Here is a 23,624-nt window from a genome sequence, read left to right on the forward strand (position 1 = left end):
AAACTTCTGCTTCCATGTCCGCCAAAAACTTCCGTCCGCGCCGTTTCGACCTCATCGCCTTTGACTGGGACGGCACGCTGTTCGATTCCACCGCCATCATCGTGCGCTGCATCCAGGCGGCGGTGCGCGACGTGGGCGGCACCGTGCCCACCGACAAGGAGGCTGCCTACGTGATCGGCATGGGCCTGATGCAGGCGCTGGCCCATGCGGCGCCCGATGTGCCGCCCGAGAAGTACACGGAGCTGGGCAACCGCTACCGCTTTCACTACATCCAGCACCAGGACGACCTGAGCCTGTTTGAAGGCGTGCTGCCTCTGCTGAACGACCTGCGCGAGCGCGGCCACTTGTTGGCCGTGGCCACCGGCAAAAGCCGGCGCGGGCTTGACGAGGCGCTGCACTCGGTAGACCTGCGCGGTGTGTTCGACGGCTCCCGCACCGCCGACCAGACCGCAGGCAAGCCCCACCCGCTGATGCTGCAGGAGCTGATGGCCGAATTTGACGTGGCGCCCGAGCGTCTCTTGATGATTGGCGACACCACGCACGACCTGCAGATGGCCGTCAACGCCGGCTGTGCGAGTGTGGGGGTGAGCTATGGCGCCCATGAGCCCGACGCCTTCCATGCTCTCAAGCCGCTGGCGGTGGCCCATTCGGTGCGCGAGCTGCACGACTGGCTGCTGAACAATGCCTGACGCTGGGCCGTGAAGCGGAGCAAGCCATGAACATATCGCCCGAGCAGTCCTTCGCTTTGTGCAACAGCGCCGACCTCGTCGATGGCGGCCGTGCCGTGCCGTTTGATGTCGTGTACGCTGGCCAGACCTGCCGGGCCTTTGCAATCCGCTACCAGGGCCTGCCACACGCTTACCTCAACCGCTGCACCCATGTGGCAATGGAGATGGACTACCAGCCCGACCGTTTTTTTGACGACACGGGCCACTGGCTGTTGTGTGCGACCCACGGCGCGGCTTATTTGCCCCACACCGGCCAGTGCGCGGGCGGACCCTGCCGGGGTGGACTGGTGAAAATTGCCCTGTCGGAGAGGGATGGCGTGGTGCGCTGGCATACTGCCTACAACCTGCAGCCCGTAGAGTTCTAGAAAATCCAGATGTATTACCCTGATGTGCTGTCGCCTGGTTCCGTCCGGCACGGCGCGCGGGCTGCAGCGGTGCAGTTCCCAGGACGCATGACATGACAGACTCCCAACAGCCCGGCTCGTCGGGCTTTGACCCCAAAACCAATTCCGCGCCCGATCTGTGGGCGCAAGCAGCTACAAATTCAGGAGCACCTGTGAGCGACTCATCGCGTGAACCCGGCTGGGAACGTGCCACGCTGGAAAAGCTGGCCTTTGCTGCTCTCAATGAGCAACGCAGCGCCCGTCGCTGGAAGATCTTTTTCCGCCTGGCATGGCTGGCCCTGCTGGCGGCGATTGCGTTTGCCGCGTTGCGTCAGGCGTCGCCCAGCACCAGCACCAGCGCGCCGCACACGGCGGTGGTGGACATCAAGGGCGAAATCGCCAGTGGTGCCGAGGCCAGTGCCGAGTTTGTGGTGGCCGCCATGCGCAGCGCGCTGGAAGACGAGGGTTCGCAGGCCCTGGTGCTGCTGATCAACTCGCCGGGCGGCAGCCCCGTGCAGGCGGGGATCATCAACGACGAGATCGTGCGCCTGAAGGCCAAGCACAAGAAACCGATCTACGCGGTGGTGGAAGAAACCTGCGCCTCGGCCGCCTACTACATCGCTGCCGCTGCCGACGACATCTACGTGGACAAGGCCAGCATCGTGGGCAGCATCGGTGTGCTGATGGATGGCTTCGGCTTCACTGGCACCATGGAAAAGCTGGGTGTGGAACGCCGCCTGCTCACCGCCGGTGAAAACAAAGGCTTTCTCGACCCCTTCAGCCCGCAGACCGAAAAGCAGCGCGCCTATGCGCAGACCATGCTGGACCAGATCCACCAGCAATTCATTGCCGTGGTGAAGGCCGGGCGGGGTGATCGCCTCAAGACCACGCCCGACACCTTCAGCGGCTTGTTCTGGACAGGCCAGCAGGCTGTGGAGATGGGACTTGCGGACAAGCTGGGCAACCTCGACTACGTGGCGCGCGAAGTGGTCAAGGCCGAAGACATCATCGACTACACCCGCCGCGACAACGTGGCCGAGCGCCTGGCCAAGCGCTTTGGCGCTGCCGTGGGCATGGGCGCGGTCAAATCGCTGGCTGTATCGGGGCCGCAGCTGCGCTGACAGTCGCCTAGGACTCGGCAAGGGGGCTTGATCATCCGCAAACCCTTGAATTGACTGAGGAAGATGCGTATCCCAAGCCCCGGCAGAGGTCTCTGCCGGGGCTTTTTTGTAGGCCCAGGTTGTGTGCTGTACCTCGGAGCCTGTGCGAGGCCGTTGTGCAGCGTTTTGAGGTGTTTTCGGGCGAATGCGCTAGTGCAATATGCCTGAAATGCTCCTGAATATGTAGCATTTTAGGCGCTACGCGTGTCCCGTGCCGCCTCCTGCCTGTTTCAGCGTCCCAGCGCAAACACTACGGGCGTGCGGTTGTCCGGTGGCGCGGGCTGCTGCTTCCACTGGCGCACCAGCTGGCTTTGCACCCGCGCATCGGGCAGGGTCAGGCCGCTGGCCAGCGCCAGCCGGGTGTGCGGTTGCAGGGTCTGCACCAGGGCCTGCCACAGGGCGGGGTTGCGGTACGGGGTCTCGATGAACAGCTGGGTCTGGCCTGTGCGCAGCGCCATGCCCTCAAGCTCCTTGATGCGCTGTGTGCGCTCTTGCCCGTCTTGCGGCAGGTAGCCGACAAAGGCGAAGTTTTGCCCGTTGAGGCCGCTGGCCGCCAGCGCCAGCAGCAGCGACACCGGCCCGACCAGTGGCACCACGCGCAGGCCCAGGTCGTGCGCAGCCCGCACCACCGACGAGCCGGGGTCGGCCACGGCGGGCATGCCTGCTTCGCTGACCAGGCCGATATCGTGCCCGTTGAGCGCAGCAGCGAGCAGCGGGCGGGCGTCGAACGGGGCTGAGCCCTTGTCGCCGTGGTCACCCTTTTTGTGCACCTCGCGCGGCAACTCGGTGATCTGCTGTTGCTGCAGGGACAGAGCCAGGGGGTACAGCGCGTCAATCCGCTTGAGGTAAGCCCGCGTGCTCTTGGCGTTTTCGCACACCCAGTGGGTCAGGCGGGAGGCCGTTTGCATGGTGGCCGAGGGCAGGGCGTCCTGCAGCGGGGCCTGGGTGTCGCAGCCAAAGTCCAGGGGGGCAGGCACAAGATACAGCGTGCCGGTTTTGACGCTCATGGCAGCACCAGCCCCGCTGCGCGCAGCATGCGGCATGTGCGGATCAGTGGCAGCCCGATGAGCGCCGTGGGGTCATCGCTGTGGATGGCGTCCAGCAGTGCAATGCCCAGGCCTTCGCTCTTGGCGCTGCCTGCGCAGTCGTAGGGCTGTTCGGCGCGCAGGTAACGTTCGATTTCCTCGTCCGACAGGTCGCGGAACTTCACCTCCACGGGGGCGAGGTCCACCTGCTCAAAGCCGGTGGCGGCGCACACCACGGCCAGCGCGGTCTGGAACACCACCGTCTGGCCGCGCATCTGATGCAACTGCTGCACGGCGCGCTCGTGCTGGCCCGGTTTGCCCAGCGGCTCCCCGGCCAGGTCGGCCACCTGGTCGGACCCGATCACCACCGCTTCGGGGTGCTGCCGTGCCACAGCTTTCGCTTTAGCCAGCGCCAGGCGCAAGGCCAGGGCGCGGGGCGCCTCGCCGGGCAGGGGGGTCTCATCGACATGGGGGGCGGTCACTTCGAAAGGCAGGTTCAGCCGTTCCAGCAATTCGCGCCGGTAGCGCGAGGTCGAGCCCAATACCAGAGGGCGTTGGGAGGAGGGGGATTGATGCATGCGCCGATTCTCTTACACTGCCGCCATGACCAAGGAATTCTCCGCACAGCGCCTCGACGTGAAAGCCTTTGCACAGGCGGGCGGTCGGCTGGCGGGCCACGACTCGCTGTTGAAGTACGAACGCCTGGCGCAAGAAGCCAAAGGCCTGCACCCGGACCTGTTGGTGGACTGGGAGGCGACCGGTGAAATACGCACTGCGCTGGGCGGAATGGGGCAGGTCTGGTTGCACATCAAGGTACGCGCCAGCTTCCCTATGGAGTGCCAGCGCTGCCTGACGCCGGTGGATGTCCCGCTGGAGGTGGATCGGGAGTTTCGCTTCGTGGCCGATGAAGCCACGGCCGAGGCCCTGGACGATGAGAGCGAAGAAGACCTGCTGGCCCTGAGCCGCGAGTTTGATTTGCACGAACTCATCGAGGACGAGTTGCTGATGGCGTTGCCCGTGGTGCCCAAACACGACGAGTGTCCGACCTCGGTACCTCTCGCGTCTTCTGACGATGATTTTGAAGAAGCCAATGCCGAAAAACCCAATCCTTTCGCTGCCTTGGCCGCTTTGCGCAAGGATGCCAAAGACTGATTGGCAGGCCCAAAAAGCATTTGGGTTATAATCGTCGGCTTCACGCGAACCCCATCGTGTCTTTTTGGGCTGATCGCGTTTTTACCAACCTATTCCAGATCAGGAGCCATCATGGCCGTTCAGCAAAACAAAAAGTCCCCTTCCAAGCGCGGTATGCACCGCTCGCACAATGCCCTGAATGTGCCAGGCATTGCTGTGGAACCCACTACCGGTGAAACGCACCTGCGTCACCACATCAGCCCCAACGGTTTCTACCGTGGCCGTCAGGTGCTGAAGAACAAGTCTGAAGCCTGACCTTCACTCCATCCAAAGGCCCGTTGCTACACACCCTGTAGCGCGGGCCTTTGTTTTGACCGTCGTATTCATTTCTCGGCCCCTTGGGCCGACCGGACAAGTCGCCCATGATCACACTGGCTGTTGACTGCATGGGGGGCGACCACGGCCCCCGCGTCACGCTCGCGGCGTGCCGCCAGTTTCTCGACCACCACCCGGATGCCCGCCTGCTGCTAGTTGGCCTGGCGGACAGCCTGCAATCGTTTTCCCACGACCGAGCCACCATCGTGCCTGCTACCGAAGTGGTGGCCATGGACGATCCGGTGGAGGTGGCCTTGCGCAAGAAGAAGGATTCTTCGATGCGGGTTGCCATCCAGCAGGTCAAGGACGGCGCTGCATCGGCAGCGGTGTCTGCCGGCAATACCGGGGCCCTGATGGCCATTGCCCGGTACCTTCTCAAGACGCTGGACGGCATCGACCGGCCCGCCATCGCCACCCAGATGCCTAACGCCACGGGCGGGGCCACAACCGTCCTGGATCTGGGTGCCAATGTCGATTGCTCGGCCGAGCATCTGCTGCAGTTTGCCGTGATGGGCTCTGCCCTGGTGTCGGTTCTTCAAGAGGGTGGTGAGCCCACGGTGGGCCTGCTGAACATTGGTGAAGAAGTCATCAAGGGCAGTGAAGTAATCAAAAAAGCTGGTGAATTGCTGCGATCTGCGGCCAATTCCGGCGACTTGAACTTCTATGGCAATGTGGAGGGTAACGATATCTTCAAGGGTACGGTGGATATCGTGGTCTGTGACGGGTTCGTGGGCAATGTGGCCCTCAAGGCCAGCGAAGGTGTGGCGTCAATGATCATTGGCGCTCTCAAAACCGAGTTTTCGCGCCACATTTTTACCAAAATGGCTGCCATCGTCGCTTATCCGATCCTAAAAGCGTTGATGAAGCGCATGGATTACCGTCGTTACAACGGTGCGGCGCTGCTGGGCCTGCGCGGGCTGGTGTTCAAGAGCCACGGATCGGCAGACGCCATGGCTTTCGAGCAGGCGTTGAACCGGGCGTATGATGCAGCCCGCAACAACCTGCTCGACCGTGTCCGGACCCGGATTGCGCACGCGGCGCCCCTGCTGGCGCCTGCAGATGCCCAGCCCCAGCCTGGCGTTGCGGCGACCGCACAATAATGAGACGTTATTCCCGCATTACCGGCACAGGCAGCTATCTGCCCCCACGCCGGTTGACCAACGCCGATCTGGTCGCAGAACTGGGCCAGCGCGGCATCGAAACCTCGGATGAATGGATTGTGGAGCGCACCGGTATTCGGGCGCGCCACTTTGCCGCGCCGGATGTCACGGCCAGCGACCTCGGTCTGGAGGCTGCGCGCAGTGCCTTGCAGGCTGCCAATCTGCAGCCCACAGACATCGATCTGATCATCGTGGCCACGTCCACGCCAGACATGGTGTTTCCGTCCGTCGCTTGTATCTTGCAGAACAAGCTGGGCGCCAATGGTTGCCCCGCTTTCGATGTGCAAGCGGTCTGCAGCGGGTTTGTCTATGCCTTGTCCGTGGCGGATTCCATGATCCAGACCGGTGCGGCCAACCGCGCCCTGGTGATTGGCGCCGAAGTTTTCAGCCGCATTCTGGACTTCAACGACCGCACTACCTGTGTGTTGTTCGGTGATGGCGCGGGCGCTGTGGTGCTGGAAGCCTCGGACACACCGGGCATCCTGTCGAGCGACCTGCACGCCGACGGCAAGCATGTGGATATTTTGTGTGTGCCCGGCAATGTGTCTGGCGGCAAGGTGCTTGGCGACCCGGTCCTCAAGATGGACGGGCAGGCGGTCTTCAAGCTGGCAGTCGGTGTGCTGGAGAAAGCGGCCCACGCGGCCTTGGCCAAGGCCGGGCTGACTGAGGTCGATATCGATTGGCTGATTCCGCACCAGGCCAACATCCGCATCATGCAGGGCACTGCCCGCAAACTGAAGATGTCCATGGACAAGGTCGTGGTCACGGTGGACCAGCACGGCAATACCTCGGCGGCGTCCATTCCTCTGGCTCTGGACCACGCGGTGCGTGCCGGTCAGGTCAAGAAAGGCGAAACCCTGCTGCTCGAAGGCGTGGGCGGCGGCTTCACCTGGGGCGCCGTGCTCCTGAAGTTGTAGCTGCTAGCGCAATAGGTACTAGCGCTACCGGCCAGTTTCATCATATTTCTGGATTTTTCATGAAGTCTTTTGCATTTGTCTTTCCTGGGCAAGGCTCGCAATCGGTGGGCATGCTGGATGGCTGGGGTGACCACCCGGTGGTGGCTCAGACCCTGAAGGAAGCCTCGGATGCCTTGGGCGAAGATGTTGGCCTGCTGATCAAGGAAGGTCCCAAGGAAGCGTTGGCTCTCACCACCAACACCCAGCCGGTGATGCTGGTCGCGGGTGTGGCGGCATGGCGGGTGTGGCGCGCAGAAGGTGGCGCAGCCCCAGCGGCTGTGGCGGGGCATTCGCTGGGTGAATACTCCGCCCTGGTGGCGGCTGGTGTGCTGACGCTGGCGCAGGCGGCTCCGCTCGTGCGGTTGCGCGCAGCGGCCATGCAAGAGGCTGTGCCCGTCGGGACCGGAGCCATGGCCGCCATTCTGGGCATGGAGGCTTCCAAGGTCATCGCCGGTTGCGCCGAGGCATTGGCCTCGTTCGGCCCGGGCACGGCCGAAGTGGTGGAGGCTGTCAATTTCAACGACCCGATCCAGACCGTGATCGCTGGTACCAAGGCGGCGGTGGACAAGGCCTGCGAAGTGCTTAAGGCGGCGGGCGCCAAGCGTGCATTGCCCCTGCCGGTGTCGGCGCCTTTTCACTCCAGCCTGATGAAGCCGGCCGCTGAAAAGCTGCGTGTGGCTCTGGCAGACGTTGCCTTGGCTGCCCCCCAGATTCCGGTGGTCAACAACGTGGACGTGGCGGTGCAGCAGGACGCTGATGCCATTCGCGAAGCGCTCTATCGCCAGGCCTTCGGCCCCGTGCGCTGGGTGGAATGCGTGCATGCGCTCAAGGCGCGCGGTGTGACGCACATCATTGAATGTGGCCCCGGCAAGGTGCTGGCTGGCCTCACCAAACGCATCGACCCCGAACTGGTCGGTGCTGCATTGTTTGACTCGGCCACGCTGGCCGAAACCCGGGAGTTGTTGGCATGACGGAATCGACCCAGACAGCGGCGCAAGTGGCGCTGGTGACCGGCGCATCGCGCGGCATTGGCGCGGCCATTGCCCTGGAATTGGCGGTGCGCGGCTACCAGGTGGTGGGTACGGCCACCACGGATGAAGGCGCTGCGCGCATCAGCCAGGCGCTGTCGGCTTACCCTGGCTGCCGGGGTGCTAATCTGAATGTGAACGATGTGGCTGCGGTCGAGGCCTTGATGGACGGCATCGTCAAGCAACAGGGTGGTCTGCATGTGCTGGTGAACAACGCCGGCATCACGCGCGATACCCTGGCCATGCGCATGAAGGACGACGACTGGGATGCGGTGCTGGACACCAATCTCAAGGCCGTATTCCGCACAAGCCGTGCCGCTATTCGCCCGATGATGAAGCAGCGCTTTGGGCGCATCATCAGCATCACCAGCGTGGTGGGTGCGTCGGGCAATCCGGGGCAGGCCAACTATGCTGCGGCCAAGGCGGGTGTGGCGGGTATGACGCGTGCACTGGCCCGTGAGCTGGGCAGCCGCAACATCACCGTGAACTGCGTGGCACCCGGTTTCATCGAGACCGACATGACCTCCGTGCTGCCCGAAGACCAGCAAAAAGCGCTCAATGCGCAGATCCCGCTGGGTCACATGGGCAAGCCTGCGGACATCGCACACGCGGTGGCATACCTTGCCTCGCGCGAGGCTGGCTACGTGACGGGGCAGGAGTTGCACGTCAATGGCGGCATGTACATGTAATTAAGACAAGTTAACGCCGGTTCATCCGGACGGCGGGTCGTTTAGGGGCTTCTCCTTAAGCGGCTAGAATCGCGGATTCATTCACAACCCCCAGAGGGAAACCATGAGCGATATCGAAGCACGCGTCAAAAAAATCATTGCCGAACAACTCGGTGTGGAAGAGTCCCAAGTCACCAATGAAAAGGCCTTCGTGGCAGACCTCGGTGCCGACTCGCTCGACACGGTGGAACTGGTGATGGCTCTGGAAGACGAATTCGGCATCGAGATCCCGGACGAAGACGCCGAGAAGATCACCACGGTGCAAAACGCCATCGACTACGCCAACACCCACCAGAAGGCCTGAGCGGCGCCCCGCGCCTGACTCAAGCGATCAGCAGAAGGTTTTATACGCATGAGCCGTCGTCGCGTTGTCGTGACCGGCCTGGGTTGCGTCAGCCCCGTGGGTAACACGGTGGCCGATTCCTGGGCCAACCTCCTTGCCGGCCGATCCGGCATTGACCTCATCACCAAGTTCGATGCGTCGAACTTCGCCTGCAAGATTGCGGGAGAGGTCAAAGGTCTTGACCTGGAGTCGTACATCAGCGCCAAGGACGCGCGCGCGATGGACACCTTCATCCACTACGGCATTGCTGCCGCGGCGCAGGCCGTGCAGGACGCAGGCCTTCCCACGGGGGAAGCGCTCAGTGAGGAGTTCGCCACACGCATTGCCTGCGTGATCGGCTCCGGCATTGGCGGCCTGCCGCTGATCGAAGACACCCACGCCGAACTGGTCAGCCGTGGACCCCGGCGTATCACCCCATTTTTTGTCCCTGCGTCCATCATCAACATGGTGGCAGGGCATGTGTCCATGCGTTTTGGCTTCAAGGGCCCCAACCTTGCCGTGGTGACTGCCTGCACAACGGGCTTGCACTGCATTGGCGAGGCAGGACGCATGATCGAATACGGCGATGCCGACGTGGTTGTGGCTGGCGGGACCGAATCCACGGTTTCCCCGCTGGGCATTGGTGGGTTTGCCGCCATGCGCGCACTGTCCACCCGCAACGACGATCCCAAGACAGCATCCCGCCCATGGGACAAGGATCGCGACGGTTTTGTGCTTGGCGAGGGCGCTGGCGTGATGGTGCTGGAAGAGTACGAGCACGCCAAGGCCCGAGGTGCCAAGATTTACGCCGAACTCAGCGGCTTTGGCATGAGCGCAGATGCTGGGCACATGACGGCTCCCAACATGGACGGGCCTCGGCGCGCCATGCTCAGTGCACTGCGCAATGCCGGGATCAATGTGGATCAGGTGGACTATCTCAATGCCCACGGCACGTCCACCCCCTTGGGCGACATCAACGAAACCAACGCGATCAAGGCGGCCTTGGGCGACCATGCCTACAAGACCGTGGTGAGCTCCACCAAGTCCATGACGGGCCACTTGCTTGGTGGTGCGGGCGGTATTGAGAGCGTGTTCACCGTGCTCGCCCTGCACGAACAAAAAGTGCCACCCACCATCAACCTGTTCAACAAGGACCCGGAATGTGATCTGGACTACTGTGCCAACACGGCGCGGGACATGAAGATCGACGTTGCCGTGAAGAACAACTTCGGTTTTGGTGGTACCAACGGAACGCTGGTGTTCAAACGCGTCTGATTGGGCGCAGACATCACGGATTCGGTTGCAACAAGCATTGCCTGTCCGCTTGCGACCGTCCTCCCAAAGGAGCATGGCGTCGTTTTTGGCGCTGGCAGGCATTCGGTCTGTGGGCCTGAGTAGGTAGTCCTGTGACACTGCTCTCAAGGCGTGCTCCTTCTGTTCAGTACCCGCTGTGGCGCAGCAGGGTGCTGGGTGCACTGTTATTGGCTCTTTTGTTCGCCGGGGCTGGGGTCGCGGTTGCTTGGGTGAGCTCCGGGGCGCGTGATGCAGTTGTATCGGTTGCTGTGGCCCTCGGACTCTGGCTGTTGGCAGCAGCAGGGGCAGCCCATTTTTGGTGGAGCCAACCGCGCGTAGTGCTGCAATTCGATGGTCAAGCCTGGACGCTGGGCCAAACGGCAAAGTCCTTTAGCGGGCCACTGGCGCTTTCTGTGCCTCCCGAGGTCTTGCTGGATCTGCAGGCGCACCTGTGGTTGCGTGTCGTGCCCATAGGGCATTCATGCCAGTGGTTATGGCTGGAGCGCTCCAGCCAGCCTGAGCGCTGGATGGACTTGCGCCGTGCGGTATATTCGCGCGCCATATCGGGCGTTGACAACGCTGACGAAACCGCCCGGCAAGCTGTTGCAGGGCGTGAATCCTGAGTATCCATGACTGTAATTCCGCCTTCCCCCTCCGAAGACAGCGATCTCCAACTGGTGGAGCGCACGGTAGCGGGCGACCAGCGCGCCTATGAATTGCTGGTCATCAAGTACCAGCGTCGCATCGAGCGACTTATCGGACGCATGGTGCGTGACGCGGACTTGGTCCAGGACATTGCCCAGGAAACCTTCATTCGCGCCTATCGGGCGCTGCACCAGTTCCGTGGCGACGCCCAGTTCTACACCTGGCTGTACCGGATTGCCGTCAACACCGCCAAAAAGGCGCTGATGGACATGAAGCGCAACCCGGTCATTTCTGAAAATGCCTTCCGGGGTTCCGAGGATGAGGATGAAACTTCCCGCCTTGGACACGAACTAACCAGCGACGAAACCCCAGAAACTGTCCTTGCGGCCCAAGAAATAGCGCAGGTCGTGAATGCAGCCATGGAGGCCTTGCCTGACGATCTGCGCCAAGCGGTCACGCTGCGAGAGATCGAGGGGCTCAGTTACGAAGAAATTGCAACCGCAATGGGATGTCCCATAGGTACGGTGCGGTCTCGAATTTTTCGGGCGCGCGAAGCCATTTCGGCCAAAGTGCGTCCCTTGCTCGAAAACCAGTCGGGCAAACGGTGGTGAGGTGATCGAATGAACAAGGCAGAAACAGGTATCCATACCCCGGCAGAACTTGACTTGCGCGAAGTGCGAAGCGAGCAGTTGTCGGCGCTGGCAGACGGTCAGCTCCAAGGTGACGAGTTCGCCGCTGCGCTGGCCTGGGCGGCGGAAGATGACGGACGAGACACCTGGGGGGTGTATCACCTTGTGGGCGATGTGTTGCGCTCCTCTGACCTGGCCCGGCCAGTGAATCCGGCATTTCTGTCCCGCTTGCGCGACGAGCTTGCCAAGGAAACGCCGCCACAGCGCCCTCAGGCTCCGGTTGAACTGGACCCACTAGACCATGTAGCAGCTCACTTGCCGGAGGCTGCCAATGCTTCTGTGTTCCGTTGGAAGATGGTGGCGGGTTTTGCATCGCTGGCCGCCGTGGCGGCCATCGGCTGGACCTCGTTCTCCCAACTCCAGGGTGCCGGCGGGCCGGGGGCGCAACTGGCCGCATCTTCCCCCGAGCGCGCGACGGCGCAAGGCGCGCCCGTAGTGGCCGTTGCAGACGCAGACGGCCAGCAGGTGATGATCCGGGACCCTCGTCTGGACGAGTTGCTGGCCGCCCACAAGCAGTTCGGAAGTACATCGGCCCTGCAGATGCCGGCGGGCTTTTTGCGCAACGCGACGTTTGAGACCCCTGGCCGCTGAACCGTGGATGGCAATTTCTGGCGCTGAGATCGTGTGATGAACCCCTCTGGAGTAGTGAAGGTCTTTGGAATTTCCCGGGTTCGATGGTTTGGCTCGCTGATCGCGGCGGCACTTTGCGGACTGAGCGTACTTCCTGCGGTGGCTGGTCCCGCCGAATCAGTTGCCAATGCACCGGCAGAGCGCGACATGGCGCAGTGGATCGAGCGCATGCACAGCGCACCCTGCAGCCGTGCATATGCCGGCACCTTTGTGGTGCTGTCAGCCAATGGCGCCATGTCCAGTTCACGCATCTGGCATGCATGCGACGGCCAGCAACAGTTGGAGCGGGTGGAGTCGCTCAGTGGCACTCCGCGCACCGTCTATCGTCGCAATGATGAGGTTCGCACCTTTCTGCCTCAGGCGCGCGTCGTGCGCTCGGACCGTCGTGATACGTCCGGGCTCTTTCCGCGCGTACCTGTCGTCAGCGGAACGTCGATTGCCCAGTTTTACACACCCCGCCTGCTGGGCCAGGAGCGGGTGGCGGGCTTCATGTCGGATGTGGTTTCGTTTCAGCCCGCGGACACTCTGCGCTTTGGTTATCGGCTCTGGAGTGAGCGGGAGACCGGGCTGGTGGTGAAGCTGCAGACGCTGGCGGCGGACGGTCGGGTGCTGGAGCAGGCGGCTTTTTCCGAACTGGACCTCAACGCGCCGGTGAAGGTGGAGCAGCTGTCGCGTCTGATGGATGCGACCTCGGGTTACAAGGTGGTCGCACCTTCCGTCGTCAAGACCACGGCCAAGGCCGAAGGTTGGACCTTGCGCCAGCCGGTGGCGGGTTTTGTGCCTGTCAGTTGCCATCGCAGGGCGGTATCCGACGCGCCGGACGCCCCCAGTGTCTTGCAGTGTCTTTACTCCGATGGGTTGGCTTCGGTCTCGCTTTTCGTCGAGCCGTTTGACCCCCAGCGCCATCCCGCGCAGCCCCAGGTGTCCAGCATGGGAGCCACCCAGTTGCTGGCCCAACGTGGGCCATCAGACATGTGGCTGACTGCGGTGGGTGAAGTGCCACTGCAGACGCTGCGCCTCTTTGTCGGCCAACTGGAGCGCCTGCGCTGACCGGTGCTGTGGGTACGAAGCGGTGGGCCCATCGCTCGTGGACCTGTGGATCGTCGTGGGGTCATGGTGGTGGCCACGCATCCCGGGAACCATTTGGCGTCACACTCTTCACAGTCACACACAATTCGTGAACAGCATTCGCCAAGAATCAAGAAAGGTCGAAGATGCCGAAGTTTGATGGAAGTATGTTGCGTTCGGTGGCAGTGGCATGCCTGATGGGTGGTTTGGCCACTATGTCGTTAGCGCCCCATGCGGCGTTGGCACAGCCTGCACCACTGGTTCGAGGCCTGCCTGATTTCACTGATCTGGTGGATCAGGTGGGGCCTTCGGTGGTCAACATCCGCACGGTCGAGAAAGTGTCCAGTCGGTCCAATGCCAACGGTATGGACGAAGAGATGCTCGAATTCTTCCGCCGGTTTGGTGTTCCGATTCCCAACGTCCCGCGGCAGCAGCGGCCCCATAGACCCCAGCAGGAGGAAGAGGCTCAGCCACGCGGTGTGGGGTCGGGTTTCATCTTGACCTCCGACGGGTTCGTGATGACCAACGCGCACGTGGTCGATGGTGCCGATGAAGTCATCGTGACTTTGACCGACAAGCGCGAGTTCAAGGCGCGTATCGTGGGCGCCGACAAACGCACCGATGTAGCGGTGGTGAAGATCGAGGCTTCCGGACTGCCTGCGGTCAAGGTGGGCGACGTGAGCCGGCTCCGCGTGGGTGAATGGGTGATGGCGATTGGCTCACCCTTTGGGCTGGAGAACACGGTGACGGCAGGCATCGTCAGCGCCAAGCAGCGGGACACGGGCGACTACCTCCCCTTCATTCAGACGGATGTGGCCATCAACCCTGGGAACTCTGGCGGCCCCCTCATCAACATGCGGGGCGAGGTGGTTGGCATCAACAGCCAGATCTATTCCCGCTCGGGGGGGTTCATGGGGATCTCATTCGCAATTCCCATGGATGAAGCCATCCGTGTGAGTGATCAACTGCGCGCGTCGGGTCGTGTGACGCGTGGCCGCATCGGCGTGCAGATCGGGCCAGTCACCAAGGACGTTGCCGAATCGATTGGTCTGGGCAAGGCGCAAGGAGCCTTGGTAACGGGGGTGGAGGCTGGATCGCCTGCCGACAAGGCCGGCGTGGAGGCGGGCGACATCATCACGCGGTTTGATGGCAAGTCCATTGACAAAGTGGCAGACCTGCCGCGCTTGGTTGGTAACACCAAGCCGGGTAACCGCAGCTCCGTCACGGTGTTCCGTCGCGGTGCCTCGCGTGATCTGGCGATCACCATTGCGGAGATCGAGCCAGACAAGCCAGCGACCAAAGTAGCTGAGCGCGAAGAGAAGCCCAAGGCCTCAGCCGCCGCGCAGCAGATGGGTTTGTCTGTGACCGACCTGACGGATGCCCAGAAGAAAGAGCTCAAGCTCAAGGGCGGTGTGGTGGTGGCTGCCGCTACGGATGCTGCCGCACGCGCGGGCCTGCGCGAAGGGGACATCATCTTGTCGGTGGCCAACACGGAAGTCTCGGGCGTGAAAGAGTTCGAGACCGTGCTGTCCAAGGCCGATAAGAGCAAGCCTATTAATGTGCTCTATCGCCGCGGCGAGTGGGCGCAGTACGCGCTGATTCGTCCTGGCAAGTGAGCTGGGCAGAGGCGTGAGGGGAATGGCTCCGCCCGGGGCGATTCCCTACTTAGAATGGGGGACTTTGCCGTGATCGCTGAATTTTTGACAGGTCGATCGCTGGCGCCGCAATGAGTCTAGATGTTAGCTTTTGCTAACTTTTTAAAGGGCCATCAACCACTTTCGATAGAATAGAGGCCGGCGTTCAACGCTTATCTGCATATCGACCGGCTCTGTGTTCACGATGTGGGATGTTTTTGTGCAATGCACAGTTGATCCACAGCTCGCCCACAAGTTGTTCAGCGTTGTTTGTGTGTGGACTGTGCATAAACTGTGTATAAAATCCCTGTTGCACCATGGCAACTTCCCTCAGATACCGGGGGGTGGGCTTTTTCAGTTGGCCTTTTTGCCTACAATGAAGCTCCAACTATCGCAGTTGCCAATGATTGTTGGTTCAGGGCGCGTCGCCACTCGACGCGCCCTTTTTTCTTGTGCGCGCTGTTTTAATTCAATCACTTGACGCTTTCCGTTGATGAATCACATCAGAAATTTTTCCATCATTGCGCACATCGACCATGGCAAGTCGACGCTGGCCGACCGCTTGATCCAGCGGTGTGGAGGTCTTGCAGACCGTGAGATGGAGGCCCAGGTCCTGGACTCGATGGACATCGAAAAAGAGCGTGGGATAACCATCAAGGCGCAGACCGCTGCGCTGCATTACAAGGCGCGCGATGGGCAGGTCTACAACCTCAATCTGATCGACACACCGGGCCATGTGGACTTCTCGTACGAGGTCAGCCGTTCGTTGTCTGCGTGCGAGGGCGCACTGCTGGTCGTGGATGCATCGCAAGGGGTGGAGGCACAGACTGTGGCCAACTGCTACACCGCGCTGGATCTCGGTGTCGAAGTGCTGCCCGTGCTCAACAAGATGGACCTGCCACAGGCCGACCCCGACAACGCGAAGGCCGAGATCGAGGATGTCATCGGCATCGATGCCACGGATGCCATCCCATGCTCGGCAAAGACGGGCATGGGCATCGATGAAATCCTGGAACTGATCGTCGCGAAGGTGCCTGCACCTCGTGGCAATCCAGATGCCCCACTGCGTGCGATGATCATTGACAGCTGGTTCGACCCGTACGTCGGTGTGGTGATGCTGGTGCGCGTGGTGGATGGTCGCCTGCTCAAAGGCGAGCGCATCAAGATGATGGCGTCGGGCGCGGCCTACAACGCTGACAACCTGGGTGTGTTCACGCCCGCAAACTCACCGCGCGACGCGCTCAATGCGGGCGAGGTGGGCTACATCATTGCGGGCATCAAGGAGCTGAAGGCCGCGAAGGTGGGCGACACCATCACGCTGGAAAAGAAGCTACCCAACAACCTGGGCCCGGCTGAGCAGGCGCTGCCCGGCTTCAAGGAAATCCAGCCCCAGGTGTTCGCCGGTCTCTACCCGACCGAAGCCAGCGAATACGACCAGCTGCGCGACGCGCTGGAAAAGCTCCAGCTCAATGACGCCTCGCTGCACTTTGAGCCCGAGGTGTCGCAAGCGTTGGGCTTCGGCTTCCGCTGCGGCTTCCTGGGCCTCTTGCACATGGAGATCGTTCAGGAACGTCTGGAGCGCGAGTTCGACCAGGACCTGATCACCACCGCGCCCAGCGTGGTGTACGAGGTGGTCAAGGGTGACGGCGAAGTCATCATGGTGGAGAACCCCTCCAAGATGCCGGAGCAGGGGCGTATCCAGGAGATCCGCGAGCCCATCGTCACGGTGCATCTGTACATGCCGCAGGAATACGTGGGCCCTGTGATGACGCTGGCCAACCAGAAGCGTGGCGTGCAACTCAACATGGCCTACCACGGCCGGCAGGTCATGCTGACCTACGAGCTGCCGCTGGGCGAGATCGTGCTGGACTTCTTCGACAAGCTCAAGTCCGTGTCGCGCGGCTACGCCTCCATGGACTACGAGTTCAAGGAGTACCGCGCCTCCGACGTGGTGAAGGTGGACATCCTGCTCAATGGTGAAAAGGTCGACGCGCTGTCCATCATCGTCCACCGCAGCCAGTCGGCCTATCGTGGCCGCGCGGTGGCGGCCAAGATGCGCGAGATCATCAGCCGCCAGATGTTCGATGTGGCGATTCAGGCCGCCATCGGCGCCAACATCATTGCCCGTGAAACCATCAAGGCGCTGCGCAAGAACGTGCTGGCCAAGTGCTATGGGGGCGACATTACCCGCAAGCGCAAGCTGCTTGAGAAGCAGAAGGCAGGCAAGAAGCGCATGAAACAGATTGGATCGGTCGAGGTGCCCCAGGAGGCATTTCTGGCCATTTTGCAGGTGGAAGACTGATGCAGTTCATGCAAATTTTGACGTCGCTGGTGCTGGCGGCCTTTGTGAGTTACATCGGTGCTTGGTACACCGGGGCGATCGAGGGCAACTTTGCGCTGCTCCTGTTCCTTGCGACGGTCGTCACCGGTGTTTACTGGCTGGCAGAGCGCATTTATTTTCTCCCTCGCCGGCGGCGTGCAGCCCAGGCCATTGAGGATGCAGCCGCCGAGCGGCGCGCTGAACTGGATCGCATGGGGATCCAGAAGGTGGACGTGGATGTGCAGGAAGCCAAGGGCCGCATCCTCATGCAACCCTGGTGGCTGGACTGGACGGCGGGCTTGTTCCCCGTGATTGCGGCCGTTTTCTTTTTGCGCTCGTTTCTGTTTGAGCCCTTCAAGATCCCGTCGGGTTCCATGATCCCGACCCTGCTGGTGGGCGACCTGATTCTGGTGAACAAATTCACATACGGTATCCGGCTGCCCGTCATTAACACACGGCTGACGGAAGGCAGCCGGCCCGTGCGCGGCGATGTGCTGGTATTTCGCTACCCACCACAACCGAGCATGGACTACATCAAGCGGGTGGTGGGTGTGCCGGGCGACGAGGTGGCTTACATCAACAAGCGCCTCACCATCAATGGCAAAGCGCTAGATACGAAAGCCTTGCCCGACTTCTTTGAAGAAGACTCGATGCGGTACTTCAAGCAGTTCGAAGAGCAACTGGGCGACAAGCCACACCGGTTGTTGAACAACCCCGATGTGCCCGCTTTTGTGCAAGGCGCCAGCAATTTTGCCTATCGTGAAAACTGTCGCTACAGTGTGGAAGGTGTTACGTGCAAGGTGCCGGAGGGACACTACTTCATGATGGGTGACAACCGAGACAACTCACTGGATTCCCGTTACTGGGGGTTCGTGCCTGAGGGCAACATTGTGGGCAAGGCCTTTTTTGTCTGGATGAATTTCGGTAGTCTCAAGCGCATCGGCTCGTTCCATTGAGTACGGGCGATTGCCAACAATATTGAGGGGATCATTAATGAAGACACATCGCATCGCTAGCCGCTCGCGCCAACGCGGGTTGTCGTTTTTTGGACTAATTTTTGTGGGGTTGATCGCTGTGGCCGCGTTTGCTATCGGCGGGCAGTCGGTGCCTATCTTTCTGGAGTACAGCGCAGCGAAGAAGGCCATCGAGAAAGCCAAAGTGGAGACGACGGTGCCCGGTGTGCGCGCTGCTTTCGACCGCGCGGCAGCGATTGATGACATCACATCCATCAAAGGCTCTGACCTAGAAGTGACTAAGCGCGGCGATAAGGTGATCGTGTCTTTCAAATATTCGCGCGAAATTCCCCTGGCAGGTCCAGCTTATCTGGTCTACCGCCTTGAAGCGCAGACCAACTAGGTGCAGGCCGGTCTCTTGGCGCTGCAGGGGCGCCTGCAGCATGTTTTTTCTGATCCCTCGCTGCTCCAACGCGCTACCACGCACCGCAGCTTTTCGGCCGACCACAACGAGCGGCTTGAATTCCTGGGCGATTCCGTCTTGAACCTGGCGGTAGCCAGTCTGCTTTACCAGCGGCTGTCGGCTTTGCCTGAGGGGGATCTCTCTCGCGTTCGGGCCAATCTGGTCAAGCAAGACACGCTGCACCAACTGGCTGTGCGACTCAAAGTGTCCGAGGTGTTGCGTCTGGGCGAGGGCGAGGCTAAGTCGGGCGGGCAGCAGCGGCCCTCAATCCTTGCGGACGCATTGGAAGCCCTGATCGGTGCGGTGTATCTGGACGCAGGCTATGCCAGCGCAGAAGCCCTGGTGCACCGCCTTTTCCAGGGCGTGGAGATCAATCCGCAGATGCAGGCAGCGTCCAAGGACGCGAAAACCGCGTTGCAGGAGTGGCTCCAGGGCCGCAAAATGAAGCTGCCGCAGTACAAGGTGGTGGCGACGGTGGGGGCAGCTCACCGCCAGACCTTCGACGTCGAATGCGATATTCCCGAACTGGGCCTGACCGAGCGTGGCATCGGCGGGTCCCGCAGGGCGGGCGAACAAGCCGCTGCTGCGGCCATGCTGGCCACATTGAAAGCAAAAAATTTATGAATGACGCTACCAAAGATGTAGCAGCTGACGACGGCGCTGAAAGCGCCCCAGTGCAAGATGATCTCGAAGCCATGCTGGCTGCGGCCGGAGCTCCCGCTGCAGTGCACGGCCAACGCTGCGGCGTGATCGCCATTGTGGGCAAGCCCAACGTGGGCAAGTCCACCCTGCTCAACGCCCTCGTGGGGCAGAAGATCAGCATCACCTCGCGCAAGGCGCAGACCACGCGCCACCGCATCACGGGCATCCGTACCCTGGATCAGACGCAGTTCATTTTTGTGGACACCCCGGGCTTCCAGACCCGGCACGCCACCGCCCTCAACAAGTCGCTGAACAAGACCGTGATGGGCGCGATTGGCGACGTGGATCTGATCCTCTTTGTGGTCGAGGCTGGCAATTTCACCCTGGCCGACGCCAAGGTGCTGTCGCTGTTCAAGCCCGGCATCCCCACGCTGCTGGTGGCCAACAAGCTGGACATGGTGCATCGCCGTGCCGAGCTTGTCCCCTGGCTCAAGAGCATGCAGGAGCGTCACCCGTTCGCCGAATTTGTGCCGATGTCGGCCAAGAACAAGGGTGACATCGAGCGCTTGTTCGGCATTTGCGCCAAATACCTGCCCGAGCAGCCTTGGTGGTATGGCGAGGATGAGCTGACCGACCGCAGCGAGAAGTTTCTGGCCTCCGAAACCGTGCGCGAGAAGCTGTTCCGCTTTACCGGCGACGAGCTGCCCTACACGTCGACCGTGGTGATCGACAAGTTCGACGAGGAAAAAAGCAAGCAGCACAAGCGCCTGGTCAAGATCGCCGCCACCATCGTGGTGGAGCGCGAGAACCACAAGATGATGGTCATCGGCGACAAGGGCGAGCGCCTCAAGCGCATTGGCACTGAAGCCCGCCAAGAGCTGGAAAAGCTCATGGACGCCAAGGTGTTCCTGGAGCTGTGGGTCAAGGTCCGCTCCGGCTGGGCCGATGACGAAGCCCGGGTGCGCTCCTTCGGCTACGAGTGAATCCCGAACGCTAACGCTCCCTTCCTGCTGCTCGCGCACACCGCAGCAGGCGTCACAGGCGATCCTTTCCCACCCTCCATCCCTGCAGCACCGTGGCCGTAGCCAAGCGCGTTTCCGATGAGCCTGCGTTCGTGCTGCACAGCTACGACTGGAGCGAGTCCAGTCTGATCCTGGAGGTCTTCTGCCGCCAGCAAGGGCGGACCGCTCTGGTGGCCAAAGGGGCCAAGAAGCCCAGCTCCAACTTCCGCCCGGTGCTGCTGCCGCTGCAGCCCTTGCTGGTGACCTACACGCTCACGGGCGACGGCCATGCGGACATCCATACGCTCAAGGGCGCGGAGTGGGTGGGTGGGCATGTGATGCCCACGGGGGATGCCCTGCTGTCGGGCATGTACCTCAACGAACTGCTGCTGCGCCTGCTGGCGCGGGCAGACCCGCACCCAGCCTTGTTCGATGCCTATGCGGGCGTGGTGCGCGTGCTGGCCAGCGAACATGGCGATGCGCTGGAGGCGGTGCTGCGCAGTTTTGAGCTGCTGCTTCTGCGCGAGATTGGCCTCTTGCCCGGCCTGGATGTGCAGACCATGACCTTCGCCCCCCTGGAGCCCGACACCCGTTACACACTGGTGCCCGAAGGTGGTCTGCGCGCTGCGTCCGCCGCAGACCGTGCAGGCCTGACGGGCGGCCAATGGCAGGCCCTGCAGCGTGGCCTGGATGATGTGGCCAGCTACACCGCCACCTTGCGCGCGTGCGCCCCCGTGGCGACCGAACTCAAGCCGCAGCTGCGTGCCTTGCTGCAATACCATTGCGGTAGCCCGACGCTGCGCACCCGCCAGCTCATGATCGACTTGCAGGCCCTATGAACCCATCCTCCCGTTCCCTCCAGCGCACCGCTTTGTCCGTCAACGTCAACAAGGTGGCCCTGCTGCGCAACACGCGCCATCTGGGCATTCCCAGCGTCACCCGCGCGGCCGAGCTGTGCCTGAAGGCGGGGGCCCAGGGCATCACGGTGCATCCTCGCCCCGACGAGCGTCATATCCGCAGCCAGGACGTGTACGAGCTGGCAACGCTGATGAAGGCCTGGCCCGAGCGCGAATACAACATCGAGGGCAACCCTTCGCAGAACCTGATGGACTTCATCCGCCAGGTGCGCCCCCACCAGGCCACCTTTGTGCCTGACAGTGAAGACCAGTTCACCAGCGACCACGGCTGGAGCTTTCCGCAAGATGCTGAGCGTCTGGCGCCTCTGGTGGCCGAATGCAAGGCGCTGGGCGTGCGTGTGAGTCTCTTCATGGACCCGGTGCCAGAGCAGATGGCCGCCGCCAAGGCGGTGGGCGCTGACCGGGTGGAGCTGTACACCGAGCCCTATGCAGCCGCCTGGGGCTCGCCGCAGCAGGCGGTGGAGCTGAAACGCTACGCTGCAGCCGCCCAGGCGGCGCTGGATGCAGGCTTGGGCGTGAATGCGGGCCATGACCTCAATCGGGACAACCTGGCGGCCTTTGTGCGCGAAGTGCCGGGCGTGCTCGAGGTCTCGATCGGCCATGCGCTGATCGCCGATGCGCTGGAGTTGGGCTATACGGCCACCGTACAGGCCTACCTGGACTGCATTGCCCAGGGGTTTGTGGATGATGAAAACTCCTGATTTGATAGCTGTAGAGGCATATCACACTAGCGCTTGCAGCCATTTTGATTGAAATTTCATGATCTACGGCATCGGTACCGACATCTGCGACGTGCGCCGCATCGCGGCCGGCCTGGCCCGCCACGGCGACCGTTTTGCAGAAAAGGTGCTGGCCGATGGCGAACTGGCCACCTGGCGCGAACGCAGCGCGCGCTGGCCCGACCGGGGCTTGCGCTACCTGGCCACCCGGTTCTCCGCCAAGGAGGCCTTCAGCAAGGCGATTGGCCTGGGCATGCGGATGCCGATGACCTGGCGCCACTGCGAGGTCGCCAAGCTGCGCAGCGGCCAGCCCGTCATCGTGCTGCACGGCGCGCTCAAGGAATGGTTTGAGGCCCAGGGCCTGCAGGCGCACCTGAGCGTGACTGACGAGACCGACTACGCCGCCAGCTTCTGTGTGGTGGAGAAAATTCAAACCCAATCACCTTGAAGCGCTGGATTGATATGCGCTGATAGCTGTCCATTGAGTAGCAATTGCCCTTTGAAACCTTCCATGACTGAACACGCACCTCTGATCCTCGACGTCGCTGGTACCACCCTCAGCGCTGATGACCGCCGCCGCCTGGCGCACCCGCTCACGGGTGGCGTCATCCTGTTTGCCCGCAACTGGGAAAACCGCGCGCAGCTGCTGCAGCTCACCAGCAGCATCAAGGCCGTGCGCGACGACCTGCTGATCTGTGTGGACCACGAAGGCGGCCGCGTGCAGCGCTTTCGCACCGATGGCTTCACCCATCTGCCGCCCATGCGCGCGCTGGGCGAGATGTGGATGGACGACGGCAAGGGCGCCAAGGCCGTGCCCGGCAGCGGTGCCCTGCGCGCCACCAACGCAGCCACGGCGGCGGGCTATGTGCTTGGCGCGGAGCTGCGCGCCTGCGGCGTGGACTTCAGCTTCACTCCGGTGCTGGACCTCGACTGGGGCGAAAGTGGCGTGATCGGCGACCGCTCGTTCCACCGTGACCCTCGTGTGGTGGCGCTGCTCGCCAAGAGCCTCATGCACGGCCTGCTGCAGGCGGGCATGGCCAACTGCGGCAAACATTTCCCTGGTCACGGCTTTGTCAAGGCCGACTCGCATACCGAAGTACCCGTGGACAAGCGCAGCCTCAAGGCCATCCTGGCCGACGATGCAGCGCCGTACCCCTGGCTCAGCAGCACGCTCACCAGCGTGATGCCGGCCCACGTGATCTACTCCAAGGTCGACAGCCGCCCCGCAGGATTCTCGCAGCGCTGGCTGCAAGACATCCTGCGCCGCGAGATGCGTTTTGACGGCGCAATCTTCAGCGACGACCTCAGCATGGAAGGGGCCCGCCGACTGGACGGCCAGGTGGTCAGCTACACCGATGCCGCTGTGGCGGCGCTGGAGGCAGGTTGCGACCTGGTGCTGTTGTGCAACCAGAGCGTGGGGGATGGCAAGGCCGTGGACGAACTCATCGAAGGCCTGGAAAAGGCCCAGCAGCAAGGCCGCTGGCAGCCGAGTGTGGACAGCGAATCCCGCCGCCTGGCGCTGCTGCCCGAAACCCTGCCGCAGGCCTGGGACGAACTCATGTACCAGCCTGCTTACCTGCAGGCGCTCGACCTTTTGCCCTGACCTGGTTGGTAATGAGGCGTTGGGTGCGGCGCCGTCCCGTGCGGCGCTGCC

Annotated in this window: 26 protein-coding genes; 24 read left to right on the top strand and 2 right to left on the bottom strand. The window is 62.2% G+C overall.

The features are described from left to right. Positions 1–14: 14 nt before the first annotated feature. The 3 genes from ACOYR4_RS07035 to ACOYR4_RS07045 all read left to right on the top strand — a co-directional run bounded on the left by ACOYR4_RS07035 (position 15) and on the right by ACOYR4_RS07045 (position 2,232). Positions 15–689, top strand: coding sequence for an HAD family hydrolase (locus tag ACOYR4_RS07035; protein ID WP_422849074.1), 675 nt, complete (start codon positions 15–17; stop codon positions 687–689). A gap of 26 nt (positions 690–715) precedes the next feature. Further along, complete coding sequence (locus ACOYR4_RS07040) at positions 716–1,093, top strand: Rieske (2Fe-2S) protein (RefSeq protein ID WP_309825710.1); 378 nt, start codon at positions 716–718, stop codon at positions 1,091–1,093. A 92-nt stretch (positions 1,094–1,185) separates the two neighbouring features. Next, positions 1,186–2,232 carry a S49 family peptidase gene (locus ACOYR4_RS07045; RefSeq protein ID WP_422849075.1) on the top strand — a complete coding sequence of 349 codons (1,047 nt, stop codon included), beginning with the start codon at positions 1,186–1,188 and terminating at the stop codon, positions 2,230–2,232. A 269-nt stretch (positions 2,233–2,501) separates the two neighbouring features. On the opposite strand, the gene ACOYR4_RS07050 is transcribed toward ACOYR4_RS07045, so the two are convergent. Both ACOYR4_RS07050 and ACOYR4_RS07055 read right to left on the bottom strand, forming a co-directional pair. Further along, complete coding sequence (locus tag ACOYR4_RS07050) at positions 2,502–3,278, bottom strand: SAM-dependent methyltransferase (RefSeq protein WP_309825706.1); 777 nt, start codon at positions 3,276–3,278, stop codon at positions 2,502–2,504. Next, a complete protein-coding gene (locus ACOYR4_RS07055) occupies positions 3,275–3,874 on the bottom strand; it encodes a Maf family nucleotide pyrophosphatase (RefSeq protein WP_422849076.1) in 600 nt (199 codons plus the stop codon). Before ACOYR4_RS07055 ends, ACOYR4_RS07050 begins: the two co-directional genes overlap by 4 nt. Before the next feature lie 25 nt (positions 3,875–3,899). Here ACOYR4_RS07055 and ACOYR4_RS07060 point away from each other — a divergent pair, with 25 nt between their 5' ends. The 21 genes from ACOYR4_RS07060 (at position 3,900) to nagZ (ending at position 23,573) form a co-directional block, all read left to right on the top strand. Next, positions 3,900–4,448, top strand: a complete 549-nt coding sequence (locus ACOYR4_RS07060; RefSeq protein ID WP_043565232.1) for a YceD family protein — start codon at positions 3,900–3,902, stop codon at positions 4,446–4,448. Between the two features lie 111 nt (positions 4,449–4,559). Then, the gene (gene rpmF / locus ACOYR4_RS07065; RefSeq protein WP_005794249.1) at positions 4,560–4,742 is read left to right on the top strand and encodes a 50S ribosomal protein L32; all 183 of its coding nucleotides are present in this window, start codon (positions 4,560–4,562) and stop codon (positions 4,740–4,742) included. Positions 4,743–4,849: 107 nt separating this feature from the next. Continuing rightward, positions 4,850–5,902, top strand: a complete 1,053-nt coding sequence (gene plsX, locus ACOYR4_RS07070) for a phosphate acyltransferase PlsX (RefSeq protein WP_015013186.1) — start codon at positions 4,850–4,852, stop codon at positions 5,900–5,902. Further along, positions 5,902–6,879 carry a beta-ketoacyl-ACP synthase III gene (locus ACOYR4_RS07075; RefSeq protein ID WP_422849077.1) on the top strand — a complete coding sequence of 326 codons (978 nt, stop codon included), beginning with the start codon at positions 5,902–5,904 and terminating at the stop codon, positions 6,877–6,879. The genes plsX and ACOYR4_RS07075 overlap by 1 nt, the downstream gene beginning before the upstream one ends. Before the next feature lie 59 nt (positions 6,880–6,938). Beyond that, a complete protein-coding gene (gene fabD / locus ACOYR4_RS07080; protein WP_422849078.1) occupies positions 6,939–7,889 on the top strand; it encodes an ACP S-malonyltransferase in 951 nt (316 codons plus the stop codon). Then, positions 7,886–8,635 (top strand): 3-oxoacyl-ACP reductase FabG, encoded by a 750-nt coding sequence (fabG, locus tag ACOYR4_RS07085; protein WP_015013189.1) that lies wholly within the window; start codon positions 7,886–7,888, stop codon positions 8,633–8,635. The genes fabD and fabG overlap by 4 nt, the downstream gene beginning before the upstream one ends. A gap of 103 nt (positions 8,636–8,738) precedes the next feature. Further along, positions 8,739–8,978 carry an acyl carrier protein gene (gene acpP, locus ACOYR4_RS07090; protein WP_003058049.1) on the top strand — a complete coding sequence of 80 codons (240 nt, stop codon included), beginning with the start codon at positions 8,739–8,741 and terminating at the stop codon, positions 8,976–8,978. A 48-nt stretch (positions 8,979–9,026) separates the two neighbouring features. Further along, positions 9,027–10,271: a beta-ketoacyl-ACP synthase II gene (gene fabF / locus ACOYR4_RS07095; protein WP_422849079.1), complete on the top strand. Its 1,245-nt coding sequence runs from the start codon at positions 9,027–9,029 to the stop codon at positions 10,269–10,271. A 647-nt stretch (positions 10,272–10,918) separates the two neighbouring features. Next, complete coding sequence (gene rpoE, locus ACOYR4_RS07100; RefSeq protein ID WP_343734974.1) at positions 10,919–11,545, top strand: RNA polymerase sigma factor RpoE; 627 nt, start codon at positions 10,919–10,921, stop codon at positions 11,543–11,545. A 9-nt stretch (positions 11,546–11,554) separates the two neighbouring features. Next, on the top strand, positions 11,555–12,214 hold the full coding sequence (locus ACOYR4_RS07105) for a sigma-E factor negative regulatory protein (RefSeq protein WP_422849080.1): 660 nt from the start codon (positions 11,555–11,557) through the stop codon (positions 12,212–12,214). Positions 12,215–12,250: 36 nt separating this feature from the next. Continuing rightward, complete coding sequence (locus ACOYR4_RS07110; protein WP_422849081.1) at positions 12,251–13,303, top strand: MucB/RseB C-terminal domain-containing protein; 1,053 nt, start codon at positions 12,251–12,253, stop codon at positions 13,301–13,303. Positions 13,304–13,467: 164 nt separating this feature from the next. Continuing rightward, on the top strand, positions 13,468–14,937 hold the full coding sequence (locus tag ACOYR4_RS07115) for a DegQ family serine endoprotease (RefSeq protein WP_422849082.1): 1,470 nt from the start codon (positions 13,468–13,470) through the stop codon (positions 14,935–14,937). 511 nt (positions 14,938–15,448) lie between these two features. Beyond that, positions 15,449–17,257 (top strand): translation elongation factor 4, encoded by a 1,809-nt coding sequence (lepA, locus tag ACOYR4_RS07120; RefSeq protein WP_015013196.1) that lies wholly within the window; start codon positions 15,449–15,451, stop codon positions 17,255–17,257. Beyond that, positions 17,257–18,231 (top strand): signal peptidase I, encoded by a 975-nt coding sequence (lepB, locus tag ACOYR4_RS07125; protein ID WP_422849083.1) that lies wholly within the window; start codon positions 17,257–17,259, stop codon positions 18,229–18,231. Before lepA ends, lepB begins: the two co-directional genes overlap by 1 nt. A gap of 37 nt (positions 18,232–18,268) precedes the next feature. After that, positions 18,269–18,631 (top strand): DUF4845 domain-containing protein, encoded by a 363-nt coding sequence (locus ACOYR4_RS07130; protein WP_422849084.1) that lies wholly within the window; start codon positions 18,269–18,271, stop codon positions 18,629–18,631. Further along, positions 18,632–19,315: a ribonuclease III gene (gene rnc / locus ACOYR4_RS07135; RefSeq protein ID WP_015013199.1), complete on the top strand. Its 684-nt coding sequence runs from the start codon at positions 18,632–18,634 to the stop codon at positions 19,313–19,315. It begins immediately after the preceding gene. Further along, entirely contained in the window at positions 19,312–20,316 is a 1,005-nt protein-coding gene (gene era / locus ACOYR4_RS07140) for a GTPase Era (protein ID WP_422849085.1), read from the top strand. The genes rnc and era overlap by 4 nt, the downstream gene beginning before the upstream one ends. A 92-nt stretch (positions 20,317–20,408) precedes the next feature. Beyond that, positions 20,409–21,173: a DNA repair protein RecO gene (gene recO / locus ACOYR4_RS07145; protein ID WP_422849086.1), complete on the top strand. Its 765-nt coding sequence runs from the start codon at positions 20,409–20,411 to the stop codon at positions 21,171–21,173. Beyond that, a complete protein-coding gene (locus ACOYR4_RS07150; RefSeq protein ID WP_422849087.1) occupies positions 21,170–21,952 on the top strand; it encodes a pyridoxine 5'-phosphate synthase in 783 nt (260 codons plus the stop codon). Before recO ends, ACOYR4_RS07150 begins: the two co-directional genes overlap by 4 nt. 58 nt (positions 21,953–22,010) lie before the next feature. Then, positions 22,011–22,418: a holo-ACP synthase gene (gene acpS, locus ACOYR4_RS07155; protein WP_422849088.1), complete on the top strand. Its 408-nt coding sequence runs from the start codon at positions 22,011–22,013 to the stop codon at positions 22,416–22,418. A 63-nt stretch (positions 22,419–22,481) separates the two neighbouring features. Continuing rightward, positions 22,482–23,573, top strand: a complete 1,092-nt coding sequence (nagZ, locus tag ACOYR4_RS07160) for a beta-N-acetylhexosaminidase (protein WP_295940502.1) — start codon at positions 22,482–22,484, stop codon at positions 23,571–23,573. Positions 23,574–23,624: the final 51 nt, after the last annotated feature.

Origin of the sequence: Acidovorax sp. M14 (genome assembly GCF_049331375.1) — a bacterium.
In the GTDB taxonomy this organism is placed as follows: domain Bacteria; phylum Pseudomonadota; class Gammaproteobacteria; order Burkholderiales; family Burkholderiaceae_C; genus Acidovorax.